Genomic DNA, 13,258 nt, shown 5'->3' on the forward strand with positions numbered 1-13,258 from the left:
CTGTCGACGACTGCAAGGCGTCTCCGCCCAGCCCCCTGCTTGCCTCAGGCTGCGGCGGGCAAGCCGCTGTGGAAACGGAAGACAGTATCTGGCGCCTCGATCAGATCACGCTCGCGAGCAGCGAAAAAGTCGATGCGCTCATCGATGGGTTCCGCAGCGAAATGTCGAGCCAACATTAAGTAATCTTCGTAATGACGCCCTTCCGACTTAACCAGAGTGCGGTAGAACTTGGCAAGCTCGTCATCGAGTCGCGGAATTAGCCGGGCGAAACGTTCGCAGCTGCGCGCTTCGATGAACGCCCCGACAATCAGGATATCAATGAGCCGGTCGGGATCGTCGCGACGCACATGGCTGCGCAACCCTTCGGCATAGCGCGATGCACTGATGTGGTGATAGGCAACGCCACGTGACTCCATCAACTTGACCACTTGCTCGAAATGTAGGAGCTCCTCACGGGCCAGCTGGGACATTTTTGTCAACAATAACGGGCGATCGACATAGCGATACATCAGACTCATGGCAGTCGACGCCGCCTTCTTCTCGCACTGCGCATGGTCGATCAGCAGCAATTCCTGATTGGCAAGGGCGGCATCACACCAAGCCTCGGGCGTGGCACAAAGCAGGAAATCGAGCAGTTCGGCAGGCAGCAGCGCCTCTACGGTATCGGGCATGGTCGTCATCATGTTGGTTGATCGAGTCGCTGTTCCTGGCTGCGCTGCTGCGCATGCTCCAGCAGGGCCAGGCTGATCGACTCATACAATTCATCGGCAGAAAGCGGCAAACCTTTACCGGCCGGTTGCAGGCCATAGCGAGACAGGTCGACGATTCGGGTCCGTCCGACACGCAACAGCTCGACCGCCCTGGAAAGGGGTGGCTGCCGGTCGCGAAAACGAATGCGATGACGGACGAGTTGCGACGCGAGCATGTCTTCATCGGTGACTCGCAGAAACTCGCCGGCAACCGCCTCGCGCAGGCGGTCCAGCTCGTCCATGCGCTGCCGTCTTTCCTGTTCGTCATAACCGAACCAGTCACGTATCTCAATGTCGCTGCGCTGGCACCCCCGGCAGGCAGTATCCCCCACCGTGGTGGAGCACAGCCCGACACAGGGCGAAGCGATACGTTGCGTCATGGCAGTTCCTCTTTCGAGACGCCATGGTAACGCGACAAATTCACATCAGCGATAGCGAAAACAGCGGATCTTGTCGTGACACTACATCGCGCCGACCAAAGTGCAACGCCGTACGGCCGGGGTCCGCTTAACATTGTCGACATTCTCGCGTAGAATCGCCGCGATCTATCAGCGGTCGGGCCTGCCTGCCCCCGAGGCATTTCCTATCGACTCTTGTCGGTGCCCTTGCCTCCGGCCGCTCATGGAATCCGAAAAAATAGATGAGGATCCCCAACGTGCTTGAAGCCTACCGTCAACATGTCGAGGAGCGCGCTGCCGAGGGCGTGCCGCCGAAGCCGCTTAATGCCGAGCAGACCGCCGCGCTGGTCGATCTCCTCAAGACCCCGCCGACGGGCGAGGAGCAGTTCCTCCTCGAGTTGATCACCGATCGCGTCCCCCCCGGTGTCGATGAAGCCGCTTACGTGAAGGCCGGTTTCCTTACCGCCATCGCCAAGGGCGAGACCGAATCGCCGCTGATCGACAAGGTTCATGCGGTCAAGCTGTTGGGTACCATGCAGGGTGGCTACAACATCGCCACGCTGGTCGAGTTGCTCGACGACGAGAGCCTGGCCAAGGACGCCGGCGAACAGCTCAAGCACACCCTGCTGATGTTCGATGCCTTCCATGACGTCGCCGACCGTGCCAAGGCCGGCAATGCCGTGGCCAAGGATGTCCTGCAGTCCTGGGCAGATGCCGAGTGGTTCCTGGCCAAGCCCAAGCTGGAAGACAAGATCACCCTGAGCGTGTTCAAGGTTCCCGGCGAGACCAACACCGACGACCTGTCCCCGGCGCCTGACGCCTGGTCGCGCCCGGACATTCCGCTGCATGCCAATGCCATGCTCAAGAACGAGCGTGACGGCATCCAGCCTGAGGTGCCCGGCACCAAGGGACCGCTGGCTCAGATCGAGGACGTCAAGGCCAAGGGCTACCCGGTCGCCTATGTCGGCGACGTGGTCGGCACCGGTTCCTCGCGCAAGTCCGCCACCAACTCCGTGCTGTGGTTCTTCGGTGACGACATTCCATTCGTGCCCAACAAGCGCGCCGGTGGCTTCTGCTTCGGCGGCAAGATCGCCCCGATCTTCTTCAACACCATGGAAGATGCCGGCGCCCTGCCCGTCGAGATGGACGTTTCCCAGATGGCCATGGGTGATGTCATCGACGTCTACCCCTACGAAGGCAAGGTGTGTCGCCATGGCACCGATGAAGTGCTGACCACCTTCGAACTCAAGACCCGCGTGATCCTCGACGAAGTGCGTGCCGGCGGCCGCATCCCGCTGATCATCGGCCGCGGCCTGACCGACAAGGCGCGCAGCGAACTCGGCCTGGGTCCGTCCGACGTGTTCAAGACGCCGGAGCAGCCGGCCGACAGCGGCAAGGGTTTCACCCTGGCCCAGAAGATGGTCGGCAAGGCCTGCGGCATGGACGGTGTGCGCCCCGGCATGTACTGCGAGCCGAAGATGACCACTGTCGGTTCCCAGGACACCACCGGCCCGATGACCCGGGACGAACTGAAGGACCTCGCCTGCCTGGGCTTCCAGGCCGACCTGGTCATGCAGTCGTTCTGCCATACCAGCGCCTACCCCAAGCCGGTCGATGTGGAAACCCACCACACCCTGCCCGACTTCATCATGAACCGTGGCGGCGTATCGCTGCGTCCGGGCGACGGTATCATCCACTCGTGGCTGAACCGCATGCTGCTGCCTGACACCGTGGGCACCGGTGGCGACTCGCACACTCGTTTCCCAATGGGCATTTCGTTCCCGGCAGGTTCCGGCCTGGTGGCCTTTGCCGCCGCTACCGGCGTCATGCCGCTGGATATGCCGGAATCGGTCCTGGTGCGCTTCAAGGGCGAGCGCCAGCCCGGCATTACTCTGCGTGACCTGGTGCATGCGATCCCGCTGTACGCCATCAAGCAGGGGCTGCTGACCGTCGAGAAGTCCGGCAAGAAGAACGCCTTCTCCGGTCGCATCCTGGAAATCGAAGGTCTCGAGGAGCTCACCGTCGAGCAAGCCTTCGAGCTGTCCGACGCCTCTGCCGAGCGCAGTGCCGCGGGCTGCACCATCACCCTGTCCGAAGACAGCGTGAGCGAGTACCTGAAGTCGAACATCACACTGCTCAAATGGATGATCGCCAACGGCTACGGCGACGTGCGCACCCTCGAGCGCCGCATCCTGGCCATGGAAGAGTGGCTGGCCAACCCGAGCCTGATGCGCGCCGACCAGGACGCCGAATATGCCGAGGTCATCGAGATCGACCTCAGCGAGATCACCGAGCCCGTACTCTGTGCCCCCAACGACCCCGACGATGCCCGTCTGCTCTCCGATGTCGCCGGCGAGACCATCGACGAGGTGTTCATCGGTTCGTGCATGACCAACATCGGCCACTTCCGTGCCGCCGGCAAGCTGTTGGAAAAACAGCCGGCCGGTAGCCTGAAGACCCGCCTGTGGCTGGCACCGCCGACCAAGATGGACCAGCATCAGTTGACCGAAGAAGGCTATTACGGCATTTATGGGCGTGCCGGGGCACGCATGGAAATGCCGGGCTGTTCGCTGTGCATGGGTAACCAGGCACGTGTCGCCCCCAAGTCCACCGTGGTTTCGACATCGACACGCAACTTCCCCAACCGCCTGGGCGACGGCGCCAACGTCTACCTGGCGTCCGCCGAGCTGGCTGCGGTGGCTGCCGTGGTCGGCCGCCTGCCGACGGTCGAGGAATACATGGGCTACATGGGCGAGTTCAATGCCATGGCCGGTGAAATCTACCGGTACATGAACTTCCACGAAATCGAGGAGTACCAGAAGACCGCCTCGAACGTGATTCCTGTCGCCCAGGAAGCCTGATTTCTTTGGTTCCGATGCTCGCAACATCGCTGGGGTGCTAGTCGCCCTAGAATCGAAGACCGAAGCGCCCCGCCCATGCGGGGCGCTTTTTTATACAAAAAACTACATTATGGTAACTTGGCATTCCTTGATATCGAACACTGTTCGCCTTAGATTTCTAGACGCAATCAAACGGTCGTTACATCGCGTGCAATGCGGCAGGACGTCGCCCCAGAACCTCTGCCGGCATCGCCTTAGCGCCATGCCGGTGATCACAAGGAGAACCACCGTGAAGCTCAAGTCCCTGTTTACCGTCACTCTGGCCTCTTCCGCCCTGTGCGTCGCTGCGTCGTCCGCCATGGCGGCCCCCAAAGGGGAAGGACTCTACCTCGGCGCTGGTACTGGCTTCAGTTCCTTGAAGAATGACAGTGACGAAGTCGATGACTTCATCGAGTCCGGCTCGGAGGACTTTGATATCGACGACGACGACAATTCCTTCAAGGGATTTGTCGGCTATGAGTACAATCCCTATTTTGCCACCGAGTTGTTCTACGCCGACCTGGGCAAGACCCGCCTGGAAGGCAACGATATCGCCAGCACCGACTTGGAGTCGGACGCCTACGGGCTGAGCGTGGTCGGCCAGTTACCGATTACCTCCTGGTTTACTGCCTTTGCCAAGGCAGGGATCGCCAAGTGGGAAACCGATGTCGACGGCAATCTGGGCAATGCCGATCTTGACCTGGAAGATCAGGATGGCATCGACCCGGTCTACGGCGTCGGCGCCCAGCTGAACTTCAGTCCCCTCTTCGTGCGCGCCGAATACGAGCGTTACGATTTTGATAGCGACTACCAGATCGACAGCTTTAGCGCATCTGCCGGGTTCCGCTTCTAAGCGGTAACTTCCAAGCGGTAAATAGTACAGACCTCTCGATAAAGGCTGCCCATCGAATCTGGTGAGCAGTCTTTTTTACTTCTTGGACATGCAACAGAAGTTACCCCCCGTAACTCAGCCGCTCTTGTCGATTGCCGTTGTCCGGCTTACTTTTAAAGCACATCTGTTTTCCGCCTCATTCACAACGGCGTCGGGCATGCATGCTTTAGCGACTGGCGACCGTGATGATAAGGACTTGTCGCCTCACAGGGAGATTTCCCGTGCAGACTTGGACATTGCTCAGCCTCATCCTGAGCTCCGCCTTCCTTGGCCTGACCACCATGGCAGTGCCAGTCTCGGCAGACTCGAAGGACAACCTTTTCGTAGGTACCGGGGTCGGCACCCAAGGCAACAGTGGCCAAACCTCAATGGACGAAGCGCTTGCCTCTCGACCTGACCGGCCTGCCTTCAAGGACGACCAGAATGTTTTCAAGGGATTCGTAGGATACGATTTCACACCTTACTTTGCTGCCGAGATGTTTTACACTTATCTGGGCCGGATCCGCTTCGAGGATAGCGCTGGCGCCAGCAGCGATTTCGAATCCAGTGCCTACGGCATGAGCGCTGTCGGCCAGATGGCACTTTCTCCTTGGCTAACGGCCTTCGCCAAGGCAGGACTCGCCCGCTGGGATAGCCGCCTCGAAGGCAATCTCGACGATGGCACTCGCTTCGAGCTCGAGGGCCATGAAGGTACCAACCCCGTCTATGGCATCGGGGCGCAACTCGATTTCTCCCCGTTTCTGCTACGCACCGAATACGAGTATTACGATGTCGACAGCGATTACCGTGTCGATACCTTCACGGCCTCGGCCGGCTTCCGTTTCTGAAGCCGCCGGCGCTTTCTCGAACGTTCTCGCGTAACTCTCTTTGTCGTTCTCCTACACGCCCTGCTGCCAACGCAGGGTTTTCTTGTCGCAGTTGTATGGCACCATCGCCATGTTCACTCAGGAGACTCGACATGAACCATATCGTGACACCGGACATCTGCGACGCCCATCCCGACGTGCAGATCCTCGACCCCGTATTTGCCAACTTTGGTGGCGTGGAAGCCTTCTGCGGTCCTGTACGTACCGTCAAATGCTTCGAGGACAATTCCCGCGTAAAGGAGGCGGTCGCCGAACCCGGCGAGGGTGCCGTTCTGGTGGTCGATGGTGGTGGCTCGCTGCGCTGCGCCCTGCTGGGCGACATGCTGGCGGAAAAGGCCGCCGACAATGGCTGGGCTGGTGTCATCGTCTATGGGTGCGTACGCGATGTCGATGTCCTGGCCGACACGGAGCTGGGCGTCCAGGCGTTGGGGGCCCACCCACGCCGTAGCGAGAAACACGGCGAGGGCCAGCGTGACATTACGGTCACTTTCGCAGGAGTGACGCTGCGTCCCGGACAGTGGCTCTATGCCGACAATAACGGCATCCTGGTCGCCGAAACTCGCTTGACCCTGGACGTCTAGCATACAGGCCCGCTTGCCTTGGTAGCGACAAGCGGGCCTGTTGGCACTTTTGCTAATTAAGTGCAACGCTGGGAGCATGTCTGAAAAAAGCTCCTCTTCATTGACGTTGCACCGCCTGTTCGCCGATGTGATGGCGACACTGCATGACCATTGGCGCCCTCTGGTCGCCTATCACCTGTTCTTCACACTGCTCGCTGCCACGTTGTTACTGCCGGCCTCGGCCAGTACTTTGGCAGCCTTGCTCAGACGTATCGGGCGACCGGTACTGACCAACGACCAGCTACTGGACATCGTTCTCTCTCCGGCGGGACTGGTCTGGGCACTTGCCGTGGTTGCCTTTACCTTCCTGATCCTGTTTCTCCAGCAGGCCGGCATGCTGCTTATCACGGCTCACCCTGGCGGCAATCGTTACCGGATGGCACTCGACGTCTCCTGGGGCGTGGTCCAGCGTTTTCTGGCGCTATGCGTACTCACCTTGGTGAAGGTAGGTACGCAACTGTTGCTCGCCCTACCTTTCTTGCTGGTGCTGGTCTGGCTTCACGGGACCCTGCTGGGCCACTATGAAAGCTACTATGTTGTCCAGGCCAAGCCGCAGGAACTGTGGTGGTTTCTCACCCTTGCCGGCCTGCTGGTCATGCTCTGGCTGTGGTTGGCTTCACGGTTCTACCTGCGCTGGGCGCTGGCATTGCCGGTACTGATGCTCGAGAGCGTACCGGTCCGCCAGGCATTGGCTCGCAGCCATCAATTGACAAACGGTATCAAGGCCCGGCTGAGCGTCCCGGTTGCCATCCCCCTCGTTGCGATCCTGCTGCTGCCAACGCTGATCACGGCACTGTTCGATACGCTCGTCACTCCACTACTGCAGTGGCTGCCAGAGCGCGTCGGCGTGCTGATTCCAGCCATGCTGCTCTACCTGACACTCTATGGCTTGCTCGCACTGGCGGGCACCTTCGTAGGACTGGCGTTCAACAGCATGCTGGTAGGCTGCCTCTACCTGCGCCTGGCCCACCGTCAGCCCAAGCCCCCATCCCCTCGCAAGGGCAGCCATCCCGGCTGGGTCGCCTGGGGCGCCGAAGCGCTGGTGCTGATCTTCGCGCTCTATCAGGCATCATCGATACTCAACAGTTTCGAGATTCACGATCGTGTGCTTGTCACGGCCCATCGCGGCAGCTCGATGAAAGCCCCCGAAAATACCTTGGCAGCCATCGAGGAAGCCATCGCCGATGGAGCGGATTACGTAGAAATCGATGTGCGACTGACAGCCGACGGGACGGTCGTGCTTTCCCACGATAACAGCTTGCGACGGCTGACCGGCCTGGACCGGGATATCGACGAAATGACCTTGGAAGAAGTCAAGGAGGTGGACGTCGGTAGCTGGTTCGGCGAGGTATTTGCCGGCCAGCCCATCCCGACGCTCGACGAGGTGCTACGCCTGACCCGTGACCGTATCAAGCTCTATATCGAACTCAAGCCGGCCCCAGGCGACATGCAGTCGCTGGTGGCTGCAGTCATCGAGCGCTTGCCGGAAGCACGTCATGACGACGTGATCGTCGCCTCGCTTTCCCCACAGGTGATCCGCGAAGTCAAACGGCAGGCCCCCCAACTGAGGACGACCCTGTTTGCACAGTTCGTGGTCCGGGGCGGCCTGGATACCAGCATCATCGATGCCCTGGGCTTGCGACACAACCGGGTGACACCGGAAAGCGCTGCAGTCGCGCATCGGTTGGGCTATCAGTTGCACGCCTGGACAGTGAACAGCCGTAGCGAAATGTCGCGAATGATCGACTTGGGTGTCGACAATATCATCACCGACCGCCCGGATGTCCTGGCCGAGGTACTGGCCGAACGAGACACGTTGAATGACGGGGAACTATTGCTAGTGAAGCTGCGCAACTGGCTCCATTCTTGAGCCAGAGGTTGTGTTGACGGTTGGTGGTATTAACCCGCCCAAAAAACACGGCGCCCGGCTCGAGCCGGGCGCCGTTGGCTGGGCCTACATGCTGTACGTTAGCCCAGCGTTTCCCCGGCCAGCATGAACCAGGTTTCAAGAACGGCATCGGGATTGAGCGAGACCGAATCGATCCCCTGCTCCATCAGCCATTTGGCGAGTTCGGGATGATCCGACGGCCCCTGGCCACAAATGCCGACGTACTTGCCCTGTGCCTTGCAGGCCTGGATAGCCATGGACAGCAGCTTTTTGACGGCGGGATCACGCTCATCGAAGAGGTGAGCGATGATGCCGGAATCGCGATCCAGGCCCAGGGTCAGCTGGGTCAGGTCGTTGGACCCGATCGAGAAGCCATCGAAGTGTTCGAGGAACTCATCGGCCAGCAGCGCGTTGGACGGCAGCTCGCACATCATGATGATCTTGAGCCCATTGTCGCCGCTCTTGAGGCCGTTGGCATTGAGCAGCTTGACGACCTCCTTCCCTTCGGCCGGTGTCCGCACGAACGGCACCATGATCTCGATATTATCGAGCCCCATCTCGTCGCGAACGCGCTTGAGCGCCTTGCACTCCAATTCGAAGCAGGGACGGAAGGTGTCCGAGATGTAGCGAGACGCACCGCGGAAGCCAAGCATGGGATTTTCTTCGCCAGGCTCGTAGTTTTTGCCACCGATCAGGTTTTCATACTCGTTGGACTTGAAGTCCGACATGCGCACGATGACGCGCTTGGGATAAAACGCCGCCGCCAGGGTCGAGATGCCTTCGACCAGCTTGTCGACATAGAACGTGACCGGATCGGCATAGCCCGCCGTGCGCACGTCGATGATCTGCTGCAGGTCGGCAGGCAACTTGTCATATTCCATCAGTGCCTTGGGGTGCACACCGATCATGCGATTGATGATGAACTCCAGGCGTGCCAGCCCCACCCCGGCATTGGGCAACGAGGCGAAGTTGAAGGCGCGGTCCGGGTTACCAACGTTCATCATGATCTTGAACGGCAGATCCGGCATGCTGTCGACGCTGGTGGTGTTGCAGTCGTAATCGAGCAGGCCGTCGTAGACATGGCCGGTGTCGCCTTCGGAACATGACACGGTGACCTCGCGACCGTCCTCGAGCAGGTCAGTGGCGTCACCGCAGCCGACGACGGCCGGAATCCCCAGCTCGCGGGCAATGATGGCTGCGTGGCAGGTACGTCCACCACGGTTGGTAACGATAGCCGAAGCACGCTTCATCACCGGCTCCCAGTCGGGGTCGGTCATGTCAGTGACCAGCACGTCGCCGTTCTGGATCTTGCTCATCTGCTCGGGCGTCTCGACCACCTTGACGGCTCCGCGCCCGATCCGCTGGCCGATGGCGCGGCCCGAAACCAGCAGGCGCCCCTTCTCCTTGAGCTGAAAACGCTCGAGCTTGCCGCCTTCCTGATTGGACACCACGGTCTCGGGGCGCGCCTGAACGATATACAGCTTGCCGTCATCGCCGTCGCGGGCCCACTCGATGTCCATCGGGCGACCATAATGCTGCTCGATGATCACCGCCTGGCGCGCCAGTGCCATGACGTCATCGTCGCTGATACAGAAGCGGGCGCGGTCAGCGATCGGGACATCGACAGTCTGGACCGACTTGCCGGCCGAGGCATCTTCGGTATAAGTCATCTTGATCAGCTTGGAACCGAGCGTACGGCGCAACACGGCCGGCCGGCCGGCGGCCAGGGTCGGCTTGTGCACGTAGAACTCGTCGGGGTTGACCGCCCCCTGCACGACAGTCTCGCCCAGCCCCCAGGAGCCGGTGATGAACACGGCATCACGGTAGCCGGATTCGGTATCGAGGGTGAACATGACCCCGGACGCGCCGGTTTCCGAGCGCACCATCTTCTGGACGCCGGCCGACAGCGCTACCTGATCGTGGGCGAAGCCGCGATGCACACGATAGGAAATCGCGCGGTCATTGAAGAGCGAGGCGAATACCTCATGGACGGCGCGCTTGACGTTATCGAAGCCTTCGATGTTGAGGAAGGTCTCCTGCTGGCCGGCAAACGAGGCATCGGGCAGGTCTTCTGCAGTTGCCGAGGAGCGCACCGCCACCTTCAGGTTGGCGTGTCGGGACTCGAGTTCGCGATAGGCATCGCTCAGCGCAGCCTCGAACTGCGGCGGCAAGGGGGTATCGATGACCCACTGGCGAACCTGGGCGCCGACCCGGGCCAGTTCGTCCGTGTCGTCCACATCAAGGCGCGACAGCGCTTCGTCGATGCGCTCCTTGAGCCCTTCATGGGCCAGGAATTCCCGGTAGGCAAATGCCGTGGTGGCAAAGCCGCCCGGGACGGTGACCCCGGCATCCGCCAGGTTGGAAATCATTTCACCCAGCGATGCATTCTTGCCGCCAACCCGCTCGACGTCATCCATGCCCAGGCGGTCGAACCATTCGATATAGTTTTCCAAGAGACCTCCCAATCCTTATGCGGTGCGCGCAGCGCGGCGCCAGTCTCGACTGGCTTCGAAAGATGTTACTCACCCTAACAATCGTTGCGCTTATTAGCCATTAGTCTAATAGCGAAGTCACTGGAGTATTTTTACAACACTGGGCACTTTTCCCGAAGTTATGTAGTCGGCATGCGGTTGCCGCTCACGAAGCGACGCGGGACAATGTCGAGACGCATACGCCTCATCCACCAGGAGACACGGCATGGCCCGCACCGCCTTTTTCATTTCCGACGGCACCGGCATCACCGCCGAGACCCTGGGACGCAGCCTGTTGGCGCAGTTCGAGAACAGCAATATCCAGATGATCACCAAGCCCTACATCGATTCCCGCGAGAAGGCGCAGAATCTGGCGGCCGTCATCGAAGCCACGGCGGTTCGCGACGGTGAGCGCCCTATCATCATCGATACCATCGTCGACCAGACGATTCGGGAAATCATCACGCGTGCGCCGGGCTTCAAGGTTGATATCTTCACCACCTTCCTCGCCCCGCTGGAGGAAGAACTGAATACCCACTCCAGCTATTCGGTAGGCCGCACCCACGCCATCGGCCAGGACGATGTCTACATGCAGCGCATCGACTCGGTCCAGTTTGCGCTCGACAACGATGATGGAGCCCGGGTGCACCAGTACGACAAGGCGGACATCATCTTGGTTGGCGTATCACGTTGCGGCAAGACGCCCACCTCGCTCTATCTGGCGCTGCAGTTCGGCATCCGTGCCGCCAATTACCCCTTCACCGAGGACGATCTCGACGAGGACGGCATTCTCAAGATGCCCAAGGCGCTGGTGCCTTATCGTCACAAGTTGTTCGGACTGACCATCGATCCACGACGCCTGGCGGCAATCCGCACCGAGCGCCGTCCCAATAGTCGCTACTGTTCGATCGACCAGTGCCTGCAGGAGATCCACCAGGCCGAATCGCTGTTCAAGCGCTTCCATATCCCTTACATCGACACCACACGCTTCTCCATCGAGGAAATCTCCACCCGCATGATCGCCGAGACCGGTCTGCAGCGGCGTATTCGCCCCCGATAAGCGGCGGTTGTCATACACCCAGCCGCTGGCGCAGCGCCGACCGTATCTGTCGCCATGCAATCACGGCCATGATCAGGTTGGCAGCGAGCATGCCCGCGAAGATGCCCATCGGCCCTGCCAGGTGACCACCCAGCCAGGCCAGCGGCACATACAGCACGAACAGGCGAATCACCGACAGCACCAGGGCCCGACGCGGCCGATGCAGGGCGTTGAACGAGGAGTTGGTCAGGATCACAATGCCCTGCGCCCCCAGACCCAGCGGCACCAACCAGAGGAACGTACGCAGCACCTCGCCGACGTCAGGGGTCTGGGCATAGCTTTGCGTCAACCACGGTGCCAGCCCCTGAAGTACACCCCAGATCAGCAACTGCCAGACCAGCACGAAGACGAAACATCCCAGGATTGCCCGCTTGACGCGCTCCGGCTGGTCGGCGCCCTGATTCTGGCTGATGAAAGGCGACAGCGTCATCGACAAGGCCAGCACGACGATCTGAGCAATGGCATCGATGCGCGTGCCCACCCCGAACGCCGCTACCGCGGCATGGCCATAATCGGCAACGATACGTGTCACCAGTGCCATGGCGACCGGCGTGAACACGCTAGTGATGGCCGCCGGCAGGGCAATCTTTCCCAATTCTCCCCAGGATGCCATCAGCGCCGGCAGGCTCAGTCCTTGCCAGTCGATCAACGCCCTGAGGTCACGCTGGGCGAAAAGGCCCAAGGTCATGACGCCCCAGCTGATTACCGTGGCCAGCGCGGCCCCACTGACCCCCAGCCCGGATATGGGCCCCAGGCCAAAGATCAGCAACGGATCGAGCAGCGCATTGAGCAAGGCGGCCCCACCCATCATCAACCCGGGCACCAGCGTGTTGCCCTGGGCACGCAATACACTGTTGAGCACGCGCGGCGCAATCACGAACGCTGCACCGAAGTACCACACGCCCATGTAGTCATGGATGTGTGGCATCAACGTCGGATCGGCGCCCAGCGCCGTGAACAGGGGCGTCAGGGTCGCCAGACCCACCACGGTAACCGCGACACCCACCAGCAGCGATAGCAGAAAGGCATCCGTGGCCCGGCGGCGAACGGTATCCACCTCACCTCGGCCCAGCCGGCGCCCGACGACCGCCGAAGTACCGATGCCCAGGCCAATGGCCAGGCTGATCGCTGCAAAGGATACCGGGAACGTGAACGAGACGGCGGCCAGTTGCGTGGTTCCCAGGCGAGACACGAACCAGGCATCGACGAGATTGAACAGCATCATCGCGACCATGCCGCCGATGACGGGTAATGATTTGCGAAACAGGGTAAGGGCAATCGGCCCCGTCAGCAGATCATTGACGGGGGCGTGGCGATCCATATGCGTGTCAGAGGCAAGGTGCGGGGCCGCGCGTTCGCTGGATGGCATGCTTGGGCTCCTGGCTCGGGGAGGCCC

General features: G+C 60.8%; 10 protein-coding genes. 6 read left to right on the plus strand and 4 right to left on the minus strand.

From position 1 onward, the window contains the following. Positions 1–44: 44 nt before the first annotated feature. Together BM194_RS05875 and BM194_RS05880 are read right to left on the minus strand one after the other, a co-directional pair. Positions 45–671, minus strand: coding sequence for a MiaE family protein (locus tag BM194_RS05875; RefSeq protein ID WP_244890889.1), 627 nt, complete (start codon positions 669–671; stop codon positions 45–47). A gap of 8 nt (positions 672–679) precedes the next feature. Next, the gene (locus BM194_RS05880) at positions 680–1,129 is read right to left on the minus strand and encodes a DUF1289 domain-containing protein (RefSeq protein ID WP_092844697.1); all 450 of its coding nucleotides are present in this window, start codon (positions 1,127–1,129) and stop codon (positions 680–682) included. Between the two features lie 275 nt (positions 1,130–1,404). On the opposite strand from BM194_RS05880, the gene acnB reads away from it, so the two are divergent. From acnB to BM194_RS05905, 5 genes are all read left to right on the plus strand, one after another. Continuing rightward, positions 1,405–4,008: a bifunctional aconitate hydratase 2/2-methylisocitrate dehydratase gene (acnB, locus tag BM194_RS05885; RefSeq protein WP_092844976.1), complete on the plus strand. Its 2,604-nt coding sequence runs from the start codon at positions 1,405–1,407 to the stop codon at positions 4,006–4,008. 268 nt (positions 4,009–4,276) lie between these two features. Continuing rightward, a complete protein-coding gene (locus tag BM194_RS05890) occupies positions 4,277–4,879 on the plus strand; it encodes a porin family protein (protein ID WP_218155370.1) in 603 nt (200 codons plus the stop codon). A 260-nt stretch (positions 4,880–5,139) separates the two neighbouring features. Next, positions 5,140–5,745 carry a porin family protein gene (locus tag BM194_RS05895; protein ID WP_092844701.1) on the plus strand — a complete coding sequence of 202 codons (606 nt, stop codon included), beginning with the start codon at positions 5,140–5,142 and terminating at the stop codon, positions 5,743–5,745. 131 nt (positions 5,746–5,876) lie between these two features. Then, complete coding sequence (rraA, locus tag BM194_RS05900; RefSeq protein ID WP_092844703.1) at positions 5,877–6,365, plus strand: ribonuclease E activity regulator RraA; 489 nt, start codon at positions 5,877–5,879, stop codon at positions 6,363–6,365. A 76-nt stretch (positions 6,366–6,441) separates the two neighbouring features. Beyond that, the gene (locus BM194_RS05905; protein ID WP_092844705.1) at positions 6,442–8,274 is read left to right on the plus strand and encodes a glycerophosphodiester phosphodiesterase family protein; all 1,833 of its coding nucleotides are present in this window, start codon (positions 6,442–6,444) and stop codon (positions 8,272–8,274) included. Between the two features lie 98 nt (positions 8,275–8,372). On the opposite strand, the gene ppsA is transcribed toward BM194_RS05905, so the two are convergent. Then, complete coding sequence (ppsA, locus tag BM194_RS05910; protein WP_092844707.1) at positions 8,373–10,745, minus strand: phosphoenolpyruvate synthase; 2,373 nt, start codon at positions 10,743–10,745, stop codon at positions 8,373–8,375. A gap of 244 nt (positions 10,746–10,989) precedes the next feature. Between ppsA and ppsR the strand changes: the two genes are divergently transcribed. Next, a complete protein-coding gene (gene ppsR, locus BM194_RS05915; protein WP_092844709.1) occupies positions 10,990–11,823 on the plus strand; it encodes a posphoenolpyruvate synthetase regulatory kinase/phosphorylase PpsR in 834 nt (277 codons plus the stop codon). Positions 11,824–11,833: 10 nt separating this feature from the next. Here the strand turns inward: ppsR and BM194_RS05920 are convergent, their stop codons facing one another. Beyond that, complete coding sequence (locus tag BM194_RS05920) at positions 11,834–13,231, minus strand: MATE family efflux transporter (RefSeq protein WP_092844711.1); 1,398 nt, start codon at positions 13,229–13,231, stop codon at positions 11,834–11,836. Positions 13,232–13,258: the final 27 nt, after the last annotated feature.

Source organism: Modicisalibacter xianhensis (assembly GCF_900113605.1).
GTDB lineage: Bacteria > Pseudomonadota > Gammaproteobacteria > Pseudomonadales > Halomonadaceae > Modicisalibacter > Modicisalibacter xianhensis.

Coding starts and splice junctions, on each gene's coding strand:
- BM194_RS05875 (WP_244890889.1), bottom strand. CDS start 671: ATGCCCGATACCGTAGAGGCGCTGCTGCCTGCCGAACTGCTCGATTTC.
- BM194_RS05880 (WP_092844697.1), bottom strand. CDS start 1,129: ATGACGCAACGTATCGCTTCGCCCTGTGTCGGGCTGTGCTCCACCACG.
- rraA (WP_092844703.1), top strand. CDS start 5,877: ATGAACCATATCGTGACACCGGACATCTGCGACGCCCATCCCGACGTG.
- BM194_RS05905 (WP_092844705.1), top strand. CDS start 6,442: ATGTCTGAAAAAAGCTCCTCTTCATTGACGTTGCACCGCCTGTTCGCC.
- ppsR (WP_092844709.1), top strand. CDS start 10,990: ATGGCCCGCACCGCCTTTTTCATTTCCGACGGCACCGGCATCACCGCC.
- BM194_RS05920 (WP_092844711.1), bottom strand. CDS start 13,231: ATGCCATCCAGCGAACGCGCGGCCCCGCACCTTGCCTCTGACACGCAT.